The 23,404-nt window shown below is 60.4% G+C and carries 17 protein-coding genes and 2 pseudogenes; 10 read left to right on the top strand and 9 right to left on the bottom strand.

The features are described 5' to 3' along the window. Positions 1–18: 18 nt before the first annotated feature. A complete protein-coding gene (locus ASE59_RS10585; protein ID WP_056455858.1) occupies positions 19–1,371 on the bottom strand; it encodes a gluconate:H+ symporter in 1,353 nt (450 codons plus the stop codon). A gap of 252 nt (positions 1,372–1,623) precedes the next feature. Here ASE59_RS10585 and ASE59_RS10580 point away from each other — a divergent pair, with 252 nt between their 5' ends. Beyond that, on the top strand, positions 1,624–1,872 hold the full coding sequence (locus ASE59_RS10580; protein WP_056455908.1) for a helix-turn-helix domain-containing protein: 249 nt from the start codon (positions 1,624–1,626) through the stop codon (positions 1,870–1,872). Positions 1,873–1,935: 63 nt separating this feature from the next. After that, positions 1,936–4,935 carry a glycosyl hydrolase family 28-related protein gene (locus tag ASE59_RS10575; protein ID WP_056455856.1) on the top strand — a complete coding sequence of 1,000 codons (3,000 nt, stop codon included), beginning with the start codon at positions 1,936–1,938 and terminating at the stop codon, positions 4,933–4,935. A 120-nt stretch (positions 4,936–5,055) separates the two neighbouring features. Here ASE59_RS10575 and ASE59_RS10570 read toward each other — a convergent pair. Together ASE59_RS10570 and rhaT are read right to left on the bottom strand one after the other, a co-directional pair. Beyond that, positions 5,056–5,504 (bottom strand): annotated as a pseudogene (locus ASE59_RS10570) (DDE-type integrase/transposase/recombinase). A 352-nt stretch (positions 5,505–5,856) separates the two neighbouring features. Continuing rightward, positions 5,857–6,912 carry an L-rhamnose/proton symporter RhaT gene (rhaT, locus tag ASE59_RS10565; protein WP_056455854.1) on the bottom strand — a complete coding sequence of 352 codons (1,056 nt, stop codon included), beginning with the start codon at positions 6,910–6,912 and terminating at the stop codon, positions 5,857–5,859. Positions 6,913–7,539: 627 nt separating this feature from the next. Between rhaT and ASE59_RS10560 the strand changes: the two genes are divergently transcribed. From ASE59_RS10560 to ASE59_RS10540, 4 genes and pseudogenes are all read left to right on the top strand, one after another. Beyond that, positions 7,540–7,722: a hypothetical protein gene (locus tag ASE59_RS10560; RefSeq protein WP_056455852.1), complete on the top strand. Its 183-nt coding sequence runs from the start codon at positions 7,540–7,542 to the stop codon at positions 7,720–7,722. Between the two features lie 76 nt (positions 7,723–7,798). Beyond that, on the top strand, positions 7,799–8,239 hold the full coding sequence (locus ASE59_RS10555; protein WP_056455850.1) for a MucR family transcriptional regulator: 441 nt from the start codon (positions 7,799–7,801) through the stop codon (positions 8,237–8,239). Between the two features lie 227 nt (positions 8,240–8,466). Next, a pseudogene (locus ASE59_RS10545) lies at positions 8,467–9,314 on the top strand (IS3 family transposase); the annotation flags it as partial. 155 nt (positions 9,315–9,469) lie between these two features. After that, positions 9,470–9,862 (top strand): Dabb family protein, encoded by a 393-nt coding sequence (locus ASE59_RS10540; RefSeq protein ID WP_156360023.1) that lies wholly within the window; start codon positions 9,470–9,472, stop codon positions 9,860–9,862. A 42-nt stretch (positions 9,863–9,904) separates the two neighbouring features. Here ASE59_RS10540 and ASE59_RS10535 read toward each other — a convergent pair whose 3' ends face one another. Continuing rightward, on the bottom strand, positions 9,905–10,294 hold the full coding sequence (locus tag ASE59_RS10535; protein WP_056455848.1) for a type II toxin-antitoxin system VapC family toxin: 390 nt from the start codon (positions 10,292–10,294) through the stop codon (positions 9,905–9,907). Further along, on the bottom strand, positions 10,291–10,533 hold the full coding sequence (locus ASE59_RS10530; protein WP_056455846.1) for an AbrB/MazE/SpoVT family DNA-binding domain-containing protein: 243 nt from the start codon (positions 10,531–10,533) through the stop codon (positions 10,291–10,293). Before ASE59_RS10530 ends, ASE59_RS10535 begins: the two co-directional genes overlap by 4 nt. A gap of 242 nt (positions 10,534–10,775) precedes the next feature. Between ASE59_RS10530 and ASE59_RS10525 the strand changes: the two genes are divergently transcribed. Then, positions 10,776–11,420 carry a recombinase family protein gene (locus ASE59_RS10525; protein ID WP_414899173.1) on the top strand — a complete coding sequence of 215 codons (645 nt, stop codon included), beginning with the start codon at positions 10,776–10,778 and terminating at the stop codon, positions 11,418–11,420. A gap of 16 nt (positions 11,421–11,436) precedes the next feature. Here the strand turns inward: ASE59_RS10525 and ASE59_RS19175 are convergent, their stop codons facing one another. After that, positions 11,437–11,841: a response regulator gene (locus ASE59_RS19175; protein WP_162235303.1), complete on the bottom strand. Its 405-nt coding sequence runs from the start codon at positions 11,839–11,841 to the stop codon at positions 11,437–11,439. Then, positions 11,838–13,412 carry a sensor histidine kinase gene (locus tag ASE59_RS10520; RefSeq protein ID WP_082458246.1) on the bottom strand — a complete coding sequence of 525 codons (1,575 nt, stop codon included), beginning with the start codon at positions 13,410–13,412 and terminating at the stop codon, positions 11,838–11,840. The genes ASE59_RS19175 and ASE59_RS10520 overlap by 4 nt, the downstream gene beginning before the upstream one ends. Positions 13,413–13,975: 563 nt before the next feature. On the opposite strand from ASE59_RS10520, the gene ASE59_RS10515 reads away from it, so the two are divergent. Beyond that, entirely contained in the window at positions 13,976–14,758 is a 783-nt protein-coding gene (locus tag ASE59_RS10515) for a hypothetical protein (protein WP_056455842.1), read from the top strand. A gap of 525 nt (positions 14,759–15,283) precedes the next feature. Here the strand turns inward: ASE59_RS10515 and ASE59_RS20385 are convergent. Beyond that, a complete protein-coding gene (locus ASE59_RS20385; RefSeq protein ID WP_056455840.1) occupies positions 15,284–17,527 on the bottom strand; it encodes an Ig-like domain-containing protein in 2,244 nt (747 codons plus the stop codon). Between the two features lie 246 nt (positions 17,528–17,773). On the opposite strand from ASE59_RS20385, the gene ASE59_RS10505 reads away from it, so the two are divergent. Continuing rightward, positions 17,774–18,859, top strand: coding sequence for a helix-turn-helix transcriptional regulator (locus tag ASE59_RS10505; protein WP_056455837.1), 1,086 nt, complete (start codon positions 17,774–17,776; stop codon positions 18,857–18,859). A 217-nt stretch (positions 18,860–19,076) separates the two neighbouring features. Beyond that, on the top strand, positions 19,077–19,757 hold the full coding sequence (locus ASE59_RS10500) for a recombinase family protein (protein WP_200913233.1): 681 nt from the start codon (positions 19,077–19,079) through the stop codon (positions 19,755–19,757). Between the two features lie 68 nt (positions 19,758–19,825). Here the strand turns inward: ASE59_RS10500 and ASE59_RS10495 are convergent, their stop codons facing one another. After that, positions 19,826–23,260 (bottom strand): Ig-like domain-containing protein, encoded by a 3,435-nt coding sequence (locus ASE59_RS10495; protein ID WP_414899174.1) that lies wholly within the window; start codon positions 23,258–23,260, stop codon positions 19,826–19,828. Positions 23,261–23,404 lie beyond the last annotated feature (144 nt).

Genomic DNA, 23,404 nt, shown 5'->3' with positions numbered 1-23,404 from the left:
TCCCTCGTCTGCTCTCGATCAGATGATGTAGCTCAAACCGGCAACCATTATCAGGCCGGCGACCGAAATCACCGTTTCCAGAAGTGACCAAGTGCGGAAGGTATCGGCTGTACTAGTCCCCATATACCCCTTTACCAGCCAGAAGCCCGGATCGTTGACATGGCTGAAGAACACCGATCCTGCGCCGATCGCCAGCACGACCAGCTCAGGTGACGCCCCCGACGCCGCCACGACGCCGGGCATCACGCCCACTGCGGTGATCGTCGCGACGGTCGCAGAGCCAGCGGCCAGTCGGATTCCGACCGCGACAAGCCAGCCGAGCAGCAGCGGCGAGATCGGGTACATCAGCACCAGCCGCGCCAACAGGTCGGACAGGCCGGCGCTGACCAGCACCTGTTTCAGCGCCCCGCCCGCACCGATCGCCAAGAGGATCGCGCCCGCCGCACCCATCGTTTCGTGCCAGATCGATTCCTGAATCGGAGCCTCGCTCAATCGCCGGCCGAACAGCACCGGCAGCGCGACGAGGTTGGCGACTAGCAGCGCTAGCACCGGGTTCGCCGCCGCCGCAAAAATTGTCGAATCCTTCAGCGCCGGGACCAGCTTTGCCAGTTCACCGCTGGCGATCAGTGCGATCGGCAACAGTACGATGAACAGCGCGCTGGCGCGTGACGGCTTGATCAGATCGGTCACCGGATCGCTCAGCACCGGCTCGGTTAGCCGGATGCCCGGAGTGACGAAGTGGGCTAGCACGGGGCCGGCGAGGATCGCGATCGGTATAGCGATCGCGACGCCATAGAACATGGTGAGGCCGAGATTGGCACCCAGCGCCTCGACCGCCAGCAGCGGCCCCGGATGCGGGGGTACGAGTGCGTGGACGACGCCCAGCCCGGCGAGCGCAGGCATGATGAGCCGCAGCTTTGCCGCATCGCGTTCTTCCTCCGTCACACCGATCGCCAATTCCTTGGCAGCGGCGACCACAATCGGCAAAAGCAGGACAAGGCCTGTTTCGAAAAACAGCGGCAGACCGATGACGATGGCAATGCCAAGCGTTGCCCAAGGTGCCGCACGCGCGCCGGTGAGGCGCAACGCGCTGGTCGCCAATGCCGACGCCGCGCCCGATAAATGCAGCATCGCGCCTAGCGACAGCCCGAGCGCGACAACCAAGCCGGTGCCACCGATGATGTCGCCAACGCCCTTTTGCACCGCTTTGGCCGTGTCGATCAGCGGCAGCCCGGCGAACAGGCCAACGGCAAAGGCACCGCACAACAGTCCGATGAACGGGTGCAGCCGTCCGCGCACGATTAGTATGATCGCCAGCGCGATACCGGCGATCGCCGCTACTGCCAGTCGCAGATCGTCACCGCCTGTCATTCCGCCCCTCCACGCATGCTATGCTGCGTCATCACACCCTCCCTATGGCACTCGCTATCGTGCGAGTTGTCCAACAGATCAAAACAATTTGATCGAAAAAACTTCTTGAATAAGAGGGTTATAGTCAGACATACTCAAACCTGTCCAACCGATTTCGGATCAACTGAAACGGGATGGCAGGATCGTCCGGTAGCATCGAGCTCGCGTCAGATCCGTATGACGAGGGAGAGAGAGGGCATTGAGATGGCAGCAATGGTAGCGCTCGCAACCGCAGAACCGTCAGCACGCGACATGAGCATGCAGGTCCGACTCACACCGACTCAGGCAAGGGTGCTCCACGGCGTCCGTTCGGGGCAGTTCAACAAGCAGATCGCGCATGACCTTGGGATCGCAGAGGCGACGGTCAAAGCGCATATGACCGCGCTCATGCGCAAGCTGAACGTTCAGAATCGGACCCAGGTCGCGATCGCCGCGCAGTCGCTAGTGCCAGACATCGCCTGATCTTTCTGGGGCACGTGCGGTTGAGCCTTGCCCCAGGCTTTTTTCAAAAAACGGAGCCTCCTTATGAAGGTGCACGGCCTGCTGTTCGCTGCGACCTTGGTCGCCCCCATTCCTGCCGCCGCGCAATCGTCGTCGGTTTTTTTGAGCGCGCCCGACGACCCCCGCGCCGCGACGGTCCGGGGCGTCGGCGACGGACGCGCCGACGATACCGCCGCGATCCAGCGTGCGATCGATTCGGTTGCCGCCGACCGCCAAAGCGGCGGTGGAGGAGTCGTGTTCCTGCCCTCCGGTCGGTACCGCATTTCGCGCACCATATTCCTGCGTTCGGGCGTGCGGCTGTTTGGCGTAGGGCCGACACGCCCCACCTTGATCCTCGCTGACAATACGCCGGGCTACGCGTCGGGTATTGGCGCGATGCTAAGCTTTACCGGTGAGGATCAGTATCGCGCGGGCAAGCCCCCGGTGCCGCCGCCTACCAGCGTGCCCGCCAACGACGCGGTGTTCGATGCAACCTCGACTACCTTCTACTCGGCGCTGGCGAATGTCGATTTTGAAATCGGCAAGGGCAATGCCGGAGCCGTTGCAGTGCGCTTTCGCGTCGCGCAGCATGGTTTTCTGCGCCACATCGACTTCCGTCTCGGCTCGGGCTTTGCAGGTATTTATCAGGCGGGCAATGAAGCCGACAATTTACGTTTCTTCGGCGGCCGCTACGGTATCGTCACCGAAAAAACGTCGCCGGCATGGCAGTTCACACTTATCGATTCGGAGTTTTCCGGCCAGCGCGACGCCGCGATCCGCGAGCATGAAGTCGACCTGACACTGGTCAACACCATAATCCGCGATACTCCGGTCGGGATCGAGATCGATCGTGGCTATTCGGACTCGCTATGGGGTAAGAATGTCCGGTTTGAGAATGTCAGCCGCGCAGGCGTTGTTATCTCCAGCGAACAGAGCGTTTTTACCCAGGTCGGGTTCGACAATGCGGTCGGCATCAACACGCCGGTCTTCGCCCAATTTCGCGAGAGCGGGCGCACCATAAGAGGGCAAGGGACGTCGTGGCGCGTCGCCGACTTCTCACACGGACTGAAGGTCCCGCGTATCGGCGAGATGGGCACGACCGCAACCGACATTACCATGACGCCGCTTACCGCAGCGCCGGCGCGCGTTGCGCCCGCGCTGCCACTGCTGCCGCCGGTTAGCGAATGGGCCAACGCCCGTGCGCTGGGGGCAAAGGGTGACGACGAGACCGACGACACGGCTGCCCTGCAACGCGCAGTCAACGGCCATCGAGTCGTCTATCTTCCAACTGGTCGTTATCGCATCTCGGATACGCTCAAACTCCGCCCCGACAGTGTGCTGATATCACTCCACCCGAACCAAACGCAGCTCTACCTCCCTGACAACGCATCACGTTTCGGCGGGGTTGGTAATGCGAAGGCGATGGTCGAGAGCGCCAAAGGCGGCGCCGCGATCATTTATGGTTTGGGTCTCTACGCGGGCGGCGTGAACCCGCGCGCGTCCAACATTATCTGGCGCGCGGGCGAACGATCGATGATCAACGACGTCCGCATTCATGGCCCCGTCATTTACAACAAGGGTAAGGCAAGCGGCGGCGGGATCGACCCGGAAGCGCGCTGGGACGGGCAACAGGCCAGCATTTGGGTAACTGACGGCGGCGGCGGGACTTTCAATGCCATCTGGACCCCAAACGGTCTCGCCTCGACGGGCTTCTATGTCAGCGACACCAAAACGCCGGGTCACGTCTACGAACTGTCGGCCGAACACCATTTCAAAAACGAGATAGTGCTGCGAAACGTCGAGAATTGGGAGTTCCTGGCTCCCCAGACCGAACAAGAAGTGCGCGACGGCGTGTATGCTGTGTCCACCGAATTCCACAACAGCCGCAACATTCTTTTCGCCAACTACCACGGTTATCGCGTCACACGCACTGCAAAGCCGATGGACACCGCCGTACGACTGATCAATTCAGGTGAGATCCGCTTTCGAAACGTCCATGTGAATGCCGAGAGCGCTTATGCACACTGCGACACAGAAGGATGCGGCACGTTTGTACGGGCGAGCAAATATCCGTTCGAAAACGCCATTAAAGACCTGACTGCCGGTCAGGAAGTGCGCGAGCGGGAGTTTGCAAAACTGGACGTACCAAAGGCCGCGCCGCGCCCGACCACGACTACCGGCGTACCAACGTCGGTCGGCGTAACCAAGCTCGCTGACGGCTTCTACTCGATCGCAGGCGGTACAGTCGATGCGAAGGGCAAGCTGTACTTCATCGACCGCTTTCATCAGCGCATTCATGGGTGGTCAGCATCTGAAGGACTGACTACCGTTTCGCAAGCGACGCTTGACCCAGTGAACCTGACGATCGACCGCTCGGGACGGTTGCTCGTGCTATCCGGCGCCGGCCGCGATGGCACGGTTTACAGCATCGATCCCACGGCACCCGACGACGTTCGGACCATTCTGGCCACGACACAGCGCGCTGGCAGCGCAACCGCGTTGCCGGTCAATGTTTGGGCGAATGGTGAGTTCGCTGATCGCATCGACCAGAAGACGTATCAATATCCACCGCTGTCCGATTTCTTCAAGAACAAGATCGGAGAGGCAAAGCGTAAGGCCTATGTGTCGCCCGACGGTTCAGTCGCAATCCCCGCGTTCCGCGTATGGAATCAGGGACCGGACGATCATCAGGGCTGGCGCTGGTCCGACACGCTCGACAGCTACGGCCTAGTAACGGCAGGCACCGGCGAGCGCGCGTACCTGACCAACGCATCAGAGAATTTGACCTATAGCGGCCGGGTTATGTCCGATGGCGCACTTGCCGACCTTCGCGTTGTCGCACCGCGAGGCGGCGAGAGTGTGGCGCGCGGGCCTAACGGGGAACTGTACGTAGCTAACGGACAGGTGTGGGTCTATGATAAAGAAGGTCGTGAGATACGACGCATCGACGTGCCTGAACGTCCGCTCCAGTTACTCATCGGCGGTAAAAACAAAAGCACCCTATTTATTTTGGCGCACAATGCCTTATACTCAATCGATATTTGAATAAGTCACTTAAATTGGTCGGCAGCGCCTGTCATCATGGCGACTACGGCAATTTTAGTGCTGTCAGTTTGCTGCGAACCGCGCTCTACGCAGTGAATGTGGGTCGCCGAGGGCAGGGTGTCAGCTTGCGAGGACCTGCCACTCCGCCAGCGCGGCGGAGCGTCGTTTGCGGCAGATCTGGCGGTCAGTGAGATGGCGTTCGAGACTGAAGTGGTTGTGGACGTTGGCATGGACCGAGGCGAACTTCTGCAGAGTCTTCATCTGGCGGAACCGCAGCATCGCACGCTCTCTTCGTTGGAACGGCAGGTGACTGTTCTCGACCCTGTTGTTGGCCCAGCGGCCGATCTGCTGCTTATTGGCGTTGCCAAGCTCCTTCATTGCCGCTCGGTAGAACGCAGGGCATCGGTGGTGATCGCTTGAGGTTTGCCGCGACGCCTGAGCGCCTTCTTCATGAAGGTCAGCGCAGCGTCCCTGCCGCGGGTCCTGGTGCTGTAGCTCTTGAGGATCTCGCCCTCGTGATTGACCGCTCGCCAAAGGTAGACCACCTGGCCGTTCACCTTCACGTACATCTTGTCGAGATGTCACCGCCAGTGGCGAAAGCCGCGCATTCATGACATGCGCTGGCGAAGGATATCAACTGCAAACAGCGGACCGAACCGGTTCCACCACATCCGCACCGTCTCATGGCAGATGTCGATTCCACGCTCGAACAGCAGGTCTTCGACGTCACGCAGCGATAACGGAAACCGCTCTAGCAGCCAGATTTCCTCCCGTGACGATTTGAACTGAAGGAAGGGGCTGGGCGACTTGGCTCGCGAACGTGGGCTCGTCGCCGCTCCGTACCGTGCGTCTGATCGGTATGCAACGTTAGTCTGACAGAGGCATTTTGAATGATCGCAATTGGGTCGTCTGGGAACTTAGTCAGCCAACCATATTGCCATAGCCGATCACGATCGTTGCGAGGATAAGCAGCGCGACGCCGCCCCATACCATCGCTCGGGTGCGCGGTGCGGCGTCCTTCCACTCCTTCAGCGCAAAGCCCCAGAGCGTGCCGAAGATGATGATTGACGCCATGTGCAGCGTCCAGCTGGAGAAGCCGAACCGGCCCATTTGGCTTTCGCCCATGGTGTAGAAGAAGAACTGAAAATACCATGCGGTGCCCGCCAGCGCGCACAGCGCGAAGTTGCGGCCCATCGGCGCGCCCGCCGCCTTACCGCGACCGAGCCATTCGCCGCCGCTGCGGTTGCGGACGATCAGGATCGTACACCACACCGCGTTGGTCAGCAGTCCTCCGAACATCACAAGGCACAGCACCGGCAGCCCGGTCCAAAGCGGGCCGGTCCCGGCAGCGGCCGACAGCGCCTTGATCGGTTCGCCGGCGGCGAGGCCGAAAGCGAAGCAGGCCGACATGATCCCGGCGAAGATCGCGACGGCGATCCCCTTGCGGAAATCGAACTCGGCGACGGCGGCGGCCTTTTGTTCGGGGGACAGCGCCTGATCCTTGCTCGCGCCGGCCTTGGCAACGACCACGATCCCAGCCAGCGTCAGGGCCAGGCCGAGCAGGATGATGTTGCCCGCTGGCGTGTCGAGCAGCTTGGCCGCGAACTCCCCGGCGAACAGCGGCGGGATCAGCGTACCGAACACGGTACATAGGCCCAGCACCACCGCCATGCCCAGCGACAGGCCGAGATAGCGCATGACCAGCCCGTAGCCGAGCCCGCCGAACCCCCACAGCACGCCAAAAAAGATCGGCCAGAGCAATGTTGACGAAGGTGTCGCCAAGAGAACGCCGAGCAGGTCACTGGTTTGAACTGAGGCAAAGAACCAGGGTGCGATAATCCAGGAGAAGAAGCCGCCGGTCAGCCAGTAGATTTCCCACGACCAGCCCTTCACGCCGCGATACGGCACGTAGAAGCTTGCAGAGGCGAAGCCGCCAAGCCAGTGGTACATTACGCCGGTCAACGGATTTAGGGTCATATGGTCACGCTCGTTTGGTCAAGGTCAAGGGAGGCGTTCAAGCCGGTCCGTCCGGCAGTCCGATTGCGGGGCGGTGACCAGAAAGGTCGATTTCGCAAGCCATTCTGGTCGCCGCAGTGAGCGGAAGCGTGACGAACAAAATGAACATCATAAATTATCTTCGGGCGGCGGACCGGTCGTCGCTGGCTGGCCTTTCGTAAAAAGGCGTTTGCCGATCGCCAACCGGCCATCGTCACCGTCGGGCTCCTGGCGTTCTCGTCCTCCAGCGCCCGCAGCCGCTTCGCTTCGGATAGGGAGGGACCCCACAGTGTGGCTCACTCGCGACCTTGCATGACCGGCTTTCCTGCGCCGCTCGCCGCCAAAGTTTTGTTCTGAAAAAACATTGCAGGGGCAGGGAGGTCACAGGTCGGCGATGCAGAGGACGGCGCCTGTAAGCCTGTCCGGATCGGAACAGGCAAGGGCTGATACCAGCAGCCAGCGGGTCGCCGCCTAGAAGCAGTTTGCCCGACTTGGTCCGGATACTTTCTCCGGCGTTCAGTCCGGGACATTTGCCCGAAACATTCCGTTATTGCCGCTGGACGGCAGCGTTCCGAGCTTCCACATACTGCCGAAATGCTTAGAACCAGAATGAAGCGTCTCGCAGGTCAGGGTGAGCGTACCGAGCAGCGTCTCCGGCAGGTCGAGGCGGCAATTGTTGCGCTTGACAACGATGACCTGCTCGATCTCGCTGACATCTTCGAGGCGAAGCCGGATAACCCCATCCGGCAGATCGCGCAGGCAGAGATGGCGAAGCGGGAGATCAGCCTGTAGCTGACCGGTTTCCGAACCGAACAGGCCGAAGTTCCGCCCGGTTCATTCCCCGACAACCCGTTGATGAGTATGATCTATGATTGAAGCTGCCAGCACTATCGAACTTGCCACCGAACTGACGGTGGCGTGGCTGGGCAATTCCAATACCCGCGCCACTTCGGCTGACGTACCGACGTTTCTGCAGGCCATGCATGACACGCTTGCGAACCTTGAGAAGCCGGCTGCCGGCGAGGTTGAGGCCGAGGCAGCCGACGAGCAGCACGTCCCTGCCGTATCGGTCCGCAAGTCGCTGGCTTCGCCCGACCATCTCATTTCGCTGATTGATGGCAAGCCGTACCGGACGCTCCGCCGGCATCTTTCCCCGCACGGGCTGACGCCGGATGACTACCGAAAACGCTACGGCCTCAAGGACGACTATCCGATGGTTGCGCCGACCTACAGCGAGAGCCGCCGCGCAATGGCGAAGATCATCGGGCTTGGGCGCAAGCCTCGCAAGGCTGCAGCGGGCGAGGCGTAAGGTGCGGAGCTCCTAGTCGTTGCCCAATCGAGGGCAACGGTGGGAGCCTCCCGTTCAAACGAGTTCGGCAGGATGGCTCGTTTGCCATTACCGAATGGTCGGGTCAGCCTTCGCCGTGTGATGGAAGCGGAAGGTCGGCATTTGGGCAGAACTGGTGGAGAGCTGACTGACCGCTTTCGGGCACGCAGATAGCGTAAGCGGACGCTTGTTCATAAAGCTCGCGACGGCATCCGACGATGATCGCGACCTGGAAGCGGCAGGCGATCGAGGGGGTGGCGGCGACCTTTTCGGGCGCGACGGAGGCGGTCAAGGCCGCGGGCGACAGCGAGATCGAGAAGCTGCACGCCAAGATCGGGCAGTTGGTTGTGGAACGGGATTTTTTGTCGAAGGGCTTCGCGCGATGAGTGTCGCGCGACGGCGGCAGATGATCGAGCGGGGGCATGCCAGCCTGTTGATCGCGGCACAGTGCCGGTTGGTGTCGATCAGCCGCTCGTCCTTCTATTATGCGCCGGTGCCGGAGACGACCGGGACGCTGGCGCTGATGGCGGTGATCGACGCCACGTTCCTGGACCATCCCTCGTATGGCAGCCGGCAGATGGCACGGCATCTCAGGCGCTTGGGTCATGCGGTCGGGCGTCGTCGGGTGCGGCGGCTAATGGCGACGATGGGGCTTGCGCCGATCTATCAGCGCCCGCGGACGAGCAATCCGCACCCGGAGCACCGCGTCTACCCGTATATGCTGCGCGATCTGGAGATCACGCGGCCGGGCCATGTCTGGTGTGCGGACATCACTTACCTGCCGATGCGGCGCGGCTTCCTCTATCTGGTCGCGATCATGGACTGGGCGAGCCGCAAGGTGCTGGACTGGCGGTTGTCGAACACGACGGACGCGGCGTTCTGCGTGGAGGCGTTGACGGAAGCGCTGGCGCGCTTTGGCAGGCCCGAGATCTTCAACACGGATCAGGGCAGCCAGTTCACCAGCGCCGACTTCACCGACGTCCTGCGCGATGCCGGGGTGCGGATCAGCAGGGACGGACGCGGCCGCTGGATGGACAACGTGTTTATCGAACGGATGCCTTTAACCCGTAGAGTTTCGAAGTAGCGGGGGCGGCGTGCCGCTGTGCTGCAGACGGCGATCGCCCGGAATTCTGATAGCTCATGGCTGTTTGTCTGGTACTACCCTAGGGTGCCGGTGCCTGGAAAAGGGTGACGGCAGGGAGGCAATGTGACGTGGACAGGCGGGACGTTCTCACGGGCATCGGGCTTGGCGCGGTGACGGTGGTCGGCGCCGAGCCGGCAAAGGCCGAACCCGCCGGCCGGATCCGGCATCAGGTGTTCTTCTGGCTCAAGCGTGCCGGTAATGCCGAGGACCGGGCGAAGCTGGTATCAGGGCTGAAAGCACTGGCAGCGATACCGCAGATACGGGAACTCCATGTCGGTGTGCCGGCCGGAACCGAGCAGCGCGACGTGGTCGATGCCAGCTTCGACGTGTCCGAACTGATGCTGTTCGATACGGTCGCCGATCAGAAGGCCTATCAGGATCATCCGGCGCATCAGGCATTCGTCGCCGCCTGCGCGCCATTGTGGCGCAAGGTCGTCGTCTATGACAGCGTGCCTGCCTGACCACCCTATGAAGCGGATGGCCGCGACCGGCAGGGCATTCCATCAACGGATAATCACGACCTTCGCTGCGACTTCGGAGGCGATGTCGCGCCAGGCTTTGTCCGCCGTATAGGCGGCAACGCCAAGCCGTTTGGCCAGGGCGAGGCAGAAACGATCACCCAGCGACAACCCGGTCGACGCCGTCGCCGCGCGCAGGCTGCCTGCCTCCCACGCCAATGCATCGTCCGCCGGAACGACGGTATAGGGCAGCGCGCCGAGCATGGCGCGGACCTCTTCGAGCGGCGCACCGAGATGGACGAAATGGCTGACGACCTCGGCCTGATTGACCGCGCATACCGAAGCGTCCGCAATTACCGCAGTAACCTTGCTGGCTCCGCGCTCACCTTTCAGCAGCGCAAGGATCGCCGAGGCATCAAGGACGACATGGGTCATTCTCCGCTGTCCTCGCGCCGTGCAGCCAGAAACGCATCGACCGACGCACCAGGCTGTTGGGCATAGCGCTTGGCGATTGCCTGCGCTTTGGCCACCGCCTGCTCTACGGTACGCAGAACGACTCCGTCGGCGGTCTCCTCGACGAGGACCGATCCACCCGATTCAAGGCCTAAACGCTTGCGGATGCCAATCGGTAGGCTCATGCGGCCGTTAGGGGTTATGTTGACCTGTAGTGTCACGTGGCATAACTTTCACAAGATGACATGTCTCGCCCCACATACCACATGTACAGTTTTAGAGACAATAATTGCCTATGCGTCGCTGTGTAGCGCATTGGTAGCAACAATGACCAACTGCCAAGACCTTATGGCTATTTAAACACCGTTTGGTTGGCTAGGCCATGCAGGATCGGCTATGGCAGTTTCGAGCCGGTCGGTAGGCGATAGGCTCATATGGGTATACCCAGTTGAGCCAGGGAATGATGAGCAAGCAGCAAAACATGATCCTGGCGGCGCGAGTATATCTGCGGGTCAGCACCGACGAACAGGATCTGGCCCGGCAGGAGGCGATCGTCGCCGGTGCACGAGCCGCCGGCTTCTATGTCGCGGCGGTGTACCGCGAGAAGGCGTCGGGTGCGCGACCCGACCGCCCCGAACTGTTGCGTATGGTCGACGACCTGCAACCCGGCGAAGTCGTGATTGCCGAAAAGATCGACCGGATCAGCCGCCTGCCGCTGCCCGAAGCCGAACTGCTGGTCGCAACGATCCGGGGAAAGGGCGCGCGCCTGGCGGTCCCGGGGATCGTCGATCTGTCCGACCTGGTCGCCGACAGTTCGGGGGTATCGCGTATCGTGCTGGAGGCGGTGCAGGACATGCTGCTCCGCGTCGCGCTGCAAACCGCCCGCGACGATTACGAGACGCGGCGAGAACGCCAGCGCGAGGGGATTGAGATCGCCAAGCGGGCAGGGCGTTATACCGGGCGAAAGCCGGATCTTGCCCACCACCGTCGCATCGTGGCGCTGCGCGATGCCGGCATGAGCATCGCCCGCACGGCGGAACTGGCTGGTTGCAGCATCGCGCAGGTTAAGCGGGTCACGGCGCTTCATCGACGCAGCGTTACGGCATGAGAATCACCGCTTGATTTTACTCGCTCCGATTCGAACTGACCGACGCTGCATCCCTCACGGCAGCAATCACCTGCGGCATGGAAGCTGGCTTTTGAAGTTGCGGTAAGGCAGCAAATCTCGTTGGCAGTAAATGTTTGTCGTATCCACTAAGCAAAATTACCGGCACCGATCGCGATATCAGTTGGTCAATAAGCGCAAAGCTCATTTCTCCGTCCAGATTAACATCGACGAGGGCTGCGTCGGCGGAAAAACCGTCACTCCGCGCGAACTCCAACGCATCGGATAGCCTGCCCAAAGATGCGACGATATTCGCTCCTTGGTCCTGTAGCGAGCGCTCAAGCAGTACCGCGATAAAGTATTCGTCTTCAACTATTAATGTGCGACACCCATTTAAGGCACCTTCTGGAAAGATCGCGTTCAAGCTGCAACTCCGTTTGCGCGAAGTGGTACAACAATGCAACAAGCCAAGTCGCTCTCGCGTAGTTCATATGTGCTGGAGCCACCAAGTTGCCGGGGAAGGGCCCGCTCAATCAGCTCCCGTCCAAAGCCTTTTCGGGAAGCGGGAGTGGGCTGGATGGATGAGAAGCCCGCTTCGTGCCATTTCAAGGTGAGGCGGCTAGGCGGGCCGTCAACGTCCCAACTAATCGTGATGCTTCCGGTGCCAGCACGTAGCACGCCGTATTTTAGCGAGTTCGTTAGGAGCTCATGAAGCAAAAGCGCAAGCATTTGAACTATGGTACGCGACAGATTGACGTCCGGTCCACCTACACTCAACCCAACGGTACTCACGGCATCGCCGATGCTGTCGATCTCCATCGATACGAGATCGTTCATAGTTACCGGCTTAGTGTCAGCATCCGTAAGTAGGGTCTGCACCCTTGCAATAGCCTGCAGCCTGCCGTGGAAAGCCGGCGAAAACTCCGACCATTGCTGGGCAGTGGCAGCGGTTTGAAGCGCAATGCCCTCGACGATCGTCAGCAGGTTGCGTGTGCGATGTTGGAGTTCGGCAACGAGCAGTTGCTGCGACACTTCAAGGCGACGTTGCTCATGTATGTCGGTGAACGTCCCCATCCACCGGAAGGTCGTTTCGTTCTCCCAATATGGGAGGGCGCGGCCATAGTACCAACGGTACACACTTTCGTTGTCGTGCCAAATCCGACAATGAACTTCGAACAACCTTTCGATGGCTGCCGCTGACCACGCCTTGTCGACTGCGGGAAGGTCCTCAGGATGCACCTTCGTTCGCCACCCCAGGCCGAGGCTGGACCGTTTGCGCTGACCGGTGATGAGTTGCCACTGAGGGCTTGCCCATCGCCAGCGCGCATTCGCGTCTGCGCACCATATGAACTGCGGTATGTTCTCGACTATCAATGCGAGATTGCGTTCGACGGCTTGATGAGCCTTCGTTTCACGCTGGCGTGCTTCGTTGGATTCGACCCGCATGATGCCTGTAGCGACGAGGCCAGCATAGATACGAAGGAACGGAAGATCCGAAGAAAAGTCGCGCGGCTCTCGTGTACTGATATGTAGATGACCGAGCACTGGAGTGCCGGGACCATCGAGTAATGGCAGTAACGCCAACCCACGTTGCCCAAAGCGTTGTAGAAGGTTCTTCGTTTCGAGCCCGATCTCGATATCGATGTTCGGCACGATAACGGGCTCACCGCTGTCGAGAAGCGCGCTTTCTAACGACCCGTCATCCCGCCGAGCTACCGTCCCGCCAACGTGCAGTTCGTCTATTCCTGCACCCGCTCGCAATTGGACCGTGCGAGCTTGGTCACTCAGTCGGTACATGAGGACCATGTCTGCCTTAACCGCTTCGCACACGCAGCGGCACGCCTCACGCATGATCAAGTCAATGTTTTCCGACTTCAGCGCAAACTCAGCGAACGTCGCTAGCATTTCCTGCTCGCGAGAGGCGGCCGTACCGACCGTGTGTGTAGTGTCGCGAACTGCGACCATAACCTCTCCCGATGCCTTTAAGGTGGACATCGAATTCCGATTGGCTTGTAATTCTAATCAGGATCGCACGAACCAGAAATGGTGCCAACATTTTTAATTTAGAATCAGCGATATCGCGGTAACGAGCTATATAACGGACCATCGCTTACAGATTGCTGTCCACATAGTGTCGGCATACCGCAATTCGTGAAACGGCACGCGCTATATCGGAGGGAAAGCAACGACCTGGTTGTGGTATTAATCAGCTATCGAAGCAAGCGGGGACGGCACGCTATTTATTTTAGAATTCCGCTTGCGGTCCACTGACGGTCGATAGCGGACCCTTTGGATGCCAGCCTTGCCATGATTCGTATGATGCAGCAAAGCTGGCCTACTCCATTTAGAGTAAGCCGTAGTCGCATACCCCATTCTGAGTATATTCTTGGTTCAAATAAAATCATATTTTACAAATACTAACTTATGTAACTGGATATTATCCGGCAACTTGGGCTTACTATGTGCTCAACAAAAATTCGTCTTAGCAGCGAGCTGTATGCGTACCGCCCCATGAGGTGCCTTTACCCATGGGTAAATACTTACGGATGAGGTGTGTTATGGCATTTCGCAATAATAGCGTTCTCATTACCTCGGCTACCGAGGTTGCTGTCATCGCTAACGGAACTGCGGACGTATATGATGCGGGCGGCGGCTCGCACGCCTATGTCATTGCCAGCGGCAAAGTGGGCAATGACAGCTTCGTAAATTTCGGAAGCGATGATTCCATCCTGAACGGCAAAAAAATCTTTGACGGGAATAATGATGGCTTCATAGCGTTCGGACCGAACGGCGTTCTCGATATAGATCGCAGTTCACGGAGCAATGCCGGCGAGGACCATTTTCAGATTGTCGGCGAGAACGAGAACGCGATCTTGTTGTTGCGATATCTCGGCGAGAAGGGCGGCAACCACGTCTACGCTGACGCTGGAACGTTATTCAACCTGTTCGACACCTTTGGCGAAGCAAGCGTTATCGAAGGCGACGTTTCCAACGACACCATTGACGTTAGCGGTGGACAGAGGGTTGTGTTTCATGACAACGGCCTTGGTCTGAACCTAGGCAGCGATACCGTGACCGGTTTTGGTGACGATGATCTGTTCGTCACCACCCGGCTATTGTTCGATCGCGATGGTGACAACACCGTTACGTTTGGTGGTAACGCTGTTCTCGATACGTCGGGTACGACTGGTCCCAACTCGAGCGATCCATCCAAGGGGCCAGGCGGTCAGGTCAACTTCACGGGCATCTCAGGACTGGCTTACCTCGGATCGAACGAAGTCGACGGAACGACGTACTATTACTATGGGACTGCGACGACTACGGTCGATCCGATTATCTGATAGACCACAGTCGCCGCGATGAAGAGGCTCGCCGAACAGTCGGCGAGCCTTTTTTTCGGCTTCACTCGCATATGGGGAATCAGTAACGCATCTTTAGCTCACGTAAGGCAACGGGAATTCACACGGGTCGCCGGTCAGAACCACGGCGCCTGTTGGAATGTCGGTGTGCATGAATGGGCAAGCCGTTGTCGATCAAGCCATGGTCGCTGCAGCCGGCTGCAGCCGATTTGGGACACGTTGCTAAGATGCAACGCGGCGGTTCGGGAGCGATCCGGTGGCACGACCAGCGCGGCAGCGCAGGTACTTACGCCACCAAGGTGCATGGCAACGATTCCCGGACTCGATGGATATAGAAGCATTCGCCCATCATCCGGCGCTGCACGAAGCACGGCATCACGCCACACCGGACGAATCGTGACGGAATTCAGAGCAGGCAAGTGAACTGATGGGGTGGAGGCCCCTTGAATAGATAAGCAGATATTTTGGAAATGGACGCCCGTTCGTACGGCGGGCGCCCATCACGCATTAGCCGAAAGTTTCCAGGTCCGCCGCCGAGCCAACGCTGCTGTAGACGTAGTACGTCACGCCGTTCCGCGTTACCGACCCATCATATTCGATGGCTGTGACGACCGCACCCAGCGCGTCCCTGATCGAGACGGAACCGCCCTCGCCAGGAGCTCCGGTTCCTCCCGAAAGGTCAAGGACGCGATTGCTGCCGAAGGCGATGATGCCATCGCCGTTGCGATCGTTCAGCCGCGTGGTGGTCACCAGTAGGTCGTTGCTGCCGAACGCGGTGATGTTGTCCGCGCCAAGATCGAGATCCAACGCGGTATCGAAGAAGAACACGTCGCCCGCGAGATCTCCCTCGTCTCCGGAAAGGCTGTCGTCACTCAAGACGTAGCCTTCCTTCGCACCCGTCGGCCTCACATACGCCGCACCATAGACCCAGTTGTCCTCACAGGCTTCGCCGAGAACTCGAAGCGCGGACACGCCATCGATCGCGATCGTACCGCCGGCGCCGCTGAGGTCGAGCTTTCGGTTGCGCCCCAGACCGATGAGGCCGTCGCCATTCGAATCCCTGAGCATCGTGTCCGTCACGAGCACGTCGGACGCGCCGAAGTTGGTGATGCGGTCGTCACCTGTATCTGCGGCGGCGCTGAAGAAGAACGTATTGTGGTAGTCGGCGCCGGTGAGGACTTCGTTGGCACCGGACGAGCCGTTCACGGTACCGACGCGGTTCACCGTAGGGCAGCCCGGCGGGTCGTCGCCTCGCACCAAGAGCTCGACGACCGTCTCTCCGCTATCGTCCTCCCCGTCGCTTACCTGATAGACGAAGCTGTCCTGTCCTTCGTATCCCGCGTCCGGCGTGTATGTGAACGAGCCATCGGCATTGAGCGCCAACGTCCCGTGCGAAGGACCCGTAAGCAGAGATGCGATCAGCGGATCGTCTTCGGCATCGGTGTCGTTCGCCAAAACGCCCTCCGGGGCAGCGACCGTCAGGACGGTATCGACCCCCACGACGTAGCTGTCGTCGTTCCCGACAGGTGCCGCATTCGACAGACCGGAAGCAAAGCTCGCGCCGCCGAAGGTGAGGTATGATTCATAGAAGTCATAGCCGAATATCGAAAGCTGGAACTCTTCCGACGCTTCGACGCGAATGACGCCGGGCTCGATGTTCACATTGGCAACGCTCAGATCAGTGCCGGCGATCGATGTGAACTCGTTCGGGTCGACGAGCGCACCGTTGATGGTCAGCGTGTCGAGCGCAGCCGTCGGAACTATCAGGTTAAGGAGGTTGCTCTCTAAGGCGTCCGATCCCGACGGGGTGGCAACGACGTACGAGTCGAGCCACGTATCCGTTCCCGGTACGAAGCTGAGTGCCGGGTCGCCTTCACCGCCTGCCGTCGTTGCGCCCTGTAGGTACTGAGCGACCAGTGCGGGACGGGACGTGGTCACGACTGCGGCAGTGTCGGACAAGGTGAATTCGTGGAACGATCCCCTCGACAGGGTAGCCACGACCGACCCGTCGACCACTACTTCGGTCCCGTCGTAGGCGGCAACGACCCGTACCAGATTGTTCCCCGTTCCCACATCGAATGCCTCGCCGAGCACGTAGCTCTGCGACAGAGCGCTGATCGGCGGCATCTGCTCGATGAGATGGTCGCACGCCCCGTCGCCGATGTTGGCGCAACCCGCACCGCTGAAGACGGCGACGTTCTCCGTCGAGGAAATCAACGTACCAGTCAGGTTCAACCCGCCAGAAATGTTGATTCCGAGTGCGGCGTTGGCCGATGCGTCGACTGTCGAGAACTTGAACGTCTCGCCGGCATCGAGCTCGACCGTAGACTGCTGCCCATTAGGCAGCGTGAACGTGACGATAGTGCCATCCTTGATTGCCTGAACCGAGAACTGGCCGCCGTCGAGAATAGTGCTACCCTGCGAAGCGATGATGTACTCTTTGCCGAGAGTTTTTTCGCCGAAGATTACGGATAGATCGGACGTGGCATACTCGCGCTGCGATAGAAGCGCAGAGATGGATCCTTCCGATTCGATAACAAGTCCCTGGTCGTTGATGCCGGTACCGAACATGGCCAGGTTCTTGGGAAGCAGCACCGCAACCGAGCCGTCCGCTCCAATTGTGGCGGTTGCCTCATAGCCGGAACGCGACCTTATGATCACCGTCTCTCCCGCCTCGCCGAATATGAATAGATTGTCGGTACCTGCGTTATCGTGGTTCTGCAGTACGCTTACATATAGTCTCTCTGTCATAACTAATCCCTCCCCGAATTCACGACACGGAAATATGCTACTGCAACCGATCACAACCGGCTTTTCTTCTCCTGCTCGATTACATCCGAGTGATCGTCGAAGACGTTTCGATGAACGTCCCGGCGTTCCGGATTTTCGAGCCAAGATTTCTCGTTAACCATGCATTTACAATGTGCTACACAGCACGGCGTCACCCGTTCGAGTGATACCGGGAGGTTTGCTTAAAAAAACTCGGGGAGGCCGAAGATGGAGATGAGCGGCAACTCACTGATAGATTCGATCTACGAAGCAGGTATCATGCCGTCTCTTTGGCCCGATACCCTCGCTGAGCTTGCCCGGTTTTTTAGAACCCGTGGCGCGTTACTTATGGTGCAGTCCGGCGGTACTGAAAGATGGACGGCATCGCCGAGCCTCGGCTCACTCATGCGAGATTTCGAGGAACAGGGTTGGTCCAAGCATAACATACGGGCTGCCCGCTGCCGTTCGCTATCTTCCTACGCTGGTTTCGTTACGGACCAAGACATAGCCACGCCGCATGAACTCGAGACCTTGCCGATCTACACTGAATTCCTGAGACCACGGAGTCTCGAAGCCGGTGCAGGGACGACGATCCAAGGCATCAAGATGGACGGCCTGATGATTACCCTCGAAGGTTTCGACGGATATTTTAAAGCGAGAGAGGCCGTAGCACAACTGGACCAACTCCGGCCTCACTTGGCCCGCGCCGCAGCGATTTCCGCACGGATGAAAATGGAACAGGCGACTGCCGCTACCGACGCTCTGGCAGCGATAGGATCAGCAGCGGCAGTTCTTGCAACAGACGCTACTATCGTAAGCGCCAACTCAGCGTTCTCGGCCCTGGTCGCAAGTTCTATTGGTGACAGGACGGGCCGTCTGACGTTTTCGCAGCCGGGCGTCGACGTCGAGTTGTCAAATGCACTGGCAGCGGCGAACTCGGGCATTGGGCGATCCATCGCGGTCAGAAGAGCTGGTCAGGCGATGTTCGTCATTCATGTCGCTCCTTTGCTTCGATCCGCTCAGGACGTGTTCTCCGTTGGCGCCGCTCTCGCAGTCATAGACGTACCTGGACGCTCGGCGTTCCTGGACGTGCAGACTATCCGCAGCCTCTATGATCTCACACCGGCCGAATCCAAGGTCGCCTGCCTCGTAGCCGAGGGCCGGACGCCGGCCGAAGCCGCGAAGTCGCTTGGCGTTTCCATGGAAACGATCCGAACCCACCTCACGCGAACCTATGCGAAGACCGGCACCGAGAGACAAGCCGGACTATCGATACAGTTGAGGAGCCTAACCGGCCGCCTGCCAAATCCATAATAGGCTTATCGCAACCTCCTAGGCGCGTTGATGAAGAGGTGCCGCCTCCATGATGATGCGTGGCCAGATCAACTTTGATACGGACGATTGTGAACGATTACCGGTGCCGTTCATATCTTTCGAAACGCCGATCGCGATCTGTTCTCGGAAAGAATAGGTTGCCTCGCTTCGAATTGGCTAATTGCTATCTTGAGTATACCCAGTTGAACCGGGAACGATGAGCGAGCAACAAAGCATGATCCGGGCGGCGCGCGTATATCTGCGGGTCAGTACCGACGAACAGGATCTGGCCCGGCAAGAGGCGATCGTCACCGGCGCTCGGGCAGCCGGCTTCTATGTCGCTGCGGTGTACCGTGAGAAAGCGTCTGGCGCGCGACCCGACCGCCCCGAACTGTTGCGTATGGTTGACGACCTGCAACCCGGCGAAGTCGTGATCGCGGAGAAGATCGATCGGATCAGCCGCTTGCCTTTGCCCGAAGCCGAACTGCTGGTCGCAACGATCCGGGGGAAGGGGGCGCGATTGGCGGTGCCCGGCATCGTCGACTTCTCCGATCTGGTTGCCGACAGTTCTGGTGTCTCACGCATTGTGCTTGAAGCGGTCCAGAACATGCTGCTCCGCGTCGCGCTGCAAACTGCGCGCGACGATTACGAAACCCGACGCGAACGCCAACGTGAAGGGATAGAGATCGCCAAGCGGGCAGGGCGCTACACCGGGCGGAAGCCGGATCTGGCGCACCACCGCCGCATCGTGGCGTTGCGCGATGCCGGCATGAGTATTGCCCGCACGGCGGAACTAGCCGGTTGCAGCATTGCACAGGTCAAACGCGTGACCGCGCTACACCGCAAAAAGATTACGGCGCCAGACATGCATTATGAGAGCATCGACGCTGGACAATAAGCCCTGCCGAAATTTCCCGCACCGCTACTATCTCCAGTGTTGAGATAGTAGCGGTGCAGGGCATCCGCCTACAGCAGGGTATCGGCGAAGACCGCCGAATGCGTGGCGGCCGACAGGTAATTCCACGAATCAAGCCGCACGTCGTCCCAAGACGCAGTTGCCGATGCCTGATTGTCGTCGGTATGATTGTCGCCAAACGCGAATAGCGTCGAGGCGGTATCGATGCGGAGTGCGAACGGTGCGGCCGATTTGGCGTACGTTCCGCTGGTATCGGTGATGGTTTCGACCGAACTGGTGGCGAAGATAGCATTGCGCTGGTCGATGGTGAGGGCGCTGCCCTTGAGGACCAACGTGTCCTGGCCGGCACCGCCCTGTACTTGAAGCGCCGTGGCGCTGTTGTTGGTGGTGAAGGTGGTGCCGGTCACGTTGGTCGACACGATCCTGAAGTTGCTCAGCGACGACCAACCCAGATCGATGCTGGCATCGGCCACGCTCAGCTTGCTCTCGCCGTAAGAGCTCAACCCGGACCAGTTGGTCACCCCGGCCATAACGGTGCTGTTCACCAGGAAGGTGTTGGCTGCGGTGGACGAGATGTAGACTGATGCCAAGCTGGCCGAGCGCAGGTCGTAGGTCTGGGCTGCGCCGTAGTTGCCGAAGTTTATCGACATGCTCGCGCTGACGTAGGTGCTGCCCGGAACGGACGAAACACCCTTGATGACGTTGGCGACGTTCCAGTTGTCGGCCGAGGTCACCGTCAGCGATCCGGACACGCTGCTCTCGAACGTGACCTTGCCCGAACCCAGATAGAAGTTCGCATTATAGCCATGCGACACGCCCAGCTCGACCGCCTGAGTGCCAAGATACACCCGCGTATCGCCGCTGCCGCCAGGATTGGTCACCAGTACCCGCTCGAAGCTGGTGAACGCGCCCAGCTTGTCGATCCGGTACTCACCGCCGCCGAACAACTGCAACGTATCATACCCGGCACCGCCGATCAGTTGGTCGCCCAGCACCGGCGGTGTGCCCGGCGCACCCATATAGCCCGGCATGCCCAGCGTAGTCGCCGTCAGCGTCGCCGACGTCCCCGTCACCGTGATCCCAGTGTCGTCGGCCACCACGTCGTCGACGCCCGTCGTCAACGTTGCCGCAGCGACACGGCTTTGGATGCGCAGGGCGAGCGGGTCGGACTTGTCGCTGACGTTGCCGGCCGCATCGGCCGTGCGGATCTGGACGACGTGGTCACCGACCGACAGCGCCGCTTCCGGAAGGTAGGACCATGCGCCCGTCGCATCCGCGGCAACCGTCGCGACCTTTCGATTGTCGATGTAGAGCTGGACCGTGCCGTTCGCCTCTGCCGTTCCGCGCAGCAGCGGTGCCGTCGTCGTCGTGCGGCCATCGCCGATGATACCGGTGTCCGATGCTGCATCGATCATGGCCTTGCCCGGCTTTGACGGATCGATCGTGTCGATGGTCAGCGCAAGCTGTTCGACCACGGCACCGCCCGCTTTCACGCTGACGAGATACGCGCCATCGTCGAGCGGCGTGGCAATCTTGTAGCTCCACGCGCCGGTCGTGCTGTCTGCGGCTACGGTGCCGACCTGCCGGCCGTCGAGTGTGATCGTTACGGTCGCGCCAGCATCGACCACACCAGCGAGGGTAGGCGAAGCGTCCGAGGTGATGCCGTCGCCGATCTTACCGGTATCGGACTCCGTCGTGAGCGCCGGGGCTGCCAACGCCGTAACCTGCTTTTCGATGTTCAGTGTGAGTATCGACGACGCCTTGCCGATATTGCCGGCCGTGTCGCGCGCGATCGCCACCACCTTGTGCTGGCCCACCGACAGCAGCGCGGTCGGCGTATATTCCCATTGGCCCATGCTATCGGCGACCACCGTTGCGACGTCCTTGCCGTCGATGCGCACAGTCACGCTATTTCCCGCTTCCGCGACGCCGGCGAGCGTAGGGGTATAGTCGTTGGTGATGTTGTCACCGATCTTGCCGCTGTCGGACGTTTCGACCAGGACAGGCCGGTCGGCAGTGGGCGCGACCGCGTCTACCGTCACGTTCACCGCGGACGACCGTTCACTGGCGTTGCCGGCAAGATCGGTAATCGCCGCGCTGAAGGCATAGGTGCCATCGCCCAGCGGTTCGGACAGCGTGATGCTCCAGGCGCCGTTCGACGCGGCCTTGGCGCTGCCGATGGCAACGTCGTCGGCGTAGAGCGTGACCGTCGCACCCGCCTTGGCACTGCCAGTCAGGACGGGACGATTGGACTTGGTGATATTGTCACCGATCGCTCCGCTATCCGACTTCACCGACAGTCCGGCGACGACCGGCACTGCGGCAACGGTGTCGACCGTGACATATGTCTTCTTGGTCGCACTGGCGTTGCCCGCAATGTCGGTCGCGCGGACCGACACGCTGTGGCGTCCCTCCCCCAGATCGATTGGGGTGTAGCTCCAGGCGCCGGTTACCGCATCGGCTACGATCGAGGCGGCTTCGACGCCGTCGATGGTGAGCGTGACGGTCGACCCGGCCTCCGCCATGCCCTCCAGCACGGGAGCGAGGTTGGTGATCCCGTCACCCGGCGCGCCCGAATCGCTCTCCGCCGACAACAGCGCGGCGCCCAGTGTCGGGGCAAGCGTATCGACCGTGAAGCTATAGGTTTCGGAAGGCATGCTGGCGTTGCCGGCCGCATCGACGGCGGTGACGTACGCGTCGTGCAAACCGTCCGACAGGACGGGATTGGCAAAGCTCCACTGCCCGAGACTGTTCGCCTTGGCGGTCCCCATGGCAGTGCCGTCGACAAAGACCGTTACGGTCGCACCTGCCTCTGCGGTACCGGTCAGGCCGGTCTTGGCGACCCGGCTGATGTTGTCGCCCTTCACGCCGGTATCCGACCGCGCGGAAAGTCCGGTCAACGTGGGCGCGTCGATGGCAGTGTCGATCGTAAACGTAGCTGTGCGGGTGGCACTCACGTTGCCGGCGATATCGGTCGCGCGGACCCCGATCCGGTGTTTGCCTTCGGCAAGCGTATCGGCGGTATAGTGCCACGTTCCGTTCTGGTCCGCGTTCACGGTTGTGACGGCAACATTGTCGACGAGGATGGTGACGACCGCACCTTTTTCTGCGGTGCCGGTAAAGGCGGGCGCGGTTCGTGCGGTAACGCGGTCACCGGCAAGACCGGTATTATCGCCTGCAACGAGGACAGGGCCGGTCACGTCGGGTCCGATCGTGTCGATCGTGACGGTAAAGGGCTCCGATCGAGCTACCTCCAAACCATTCCCATCCACCACGCTGGCCGTCACGATCCGAGGACCATCGACCAGAGCCGTCTTAGGCGTGAAGGACCACGCTCCGGTCGTTCCCGCTTTTGCCGTACCGATCACAACGTCATCGACGAACAACTTCACGACGGAGCCGGGGTCCGCCTGACCAACGAACGTGGGGCGCGTGCTCTTGGTGATGCCGTCACCCGCAACCCCACTGTCGGAGCGCGCGAGCAAGGTAACCGTCGGCAAGGAGCCGAGCGCCCGCGGCGCAAGTCCTGCGAAGTTCTCTGCGATGAACTGGCTGGCGATGGTGTTCTCGAAAGTGACGAGCGTCGTGAAGTTCGAGCCGTTGGCGATGCCGTCGCGATCGACCTGAAG

Origin of the sequence: Sphingomonas sp. Leaf10 (assembly GCF_001421245.1) — a bacterium.
Taxonomy (GTDB): Bacteria; Pseudomonadota; Alphaproteobacteria; order Sphingomonadales; family Sphingomonadaceae; genus Sphingomonas.
This window is presented reverse-complemented; position numbering and strand designations above follow the sequence as displayed.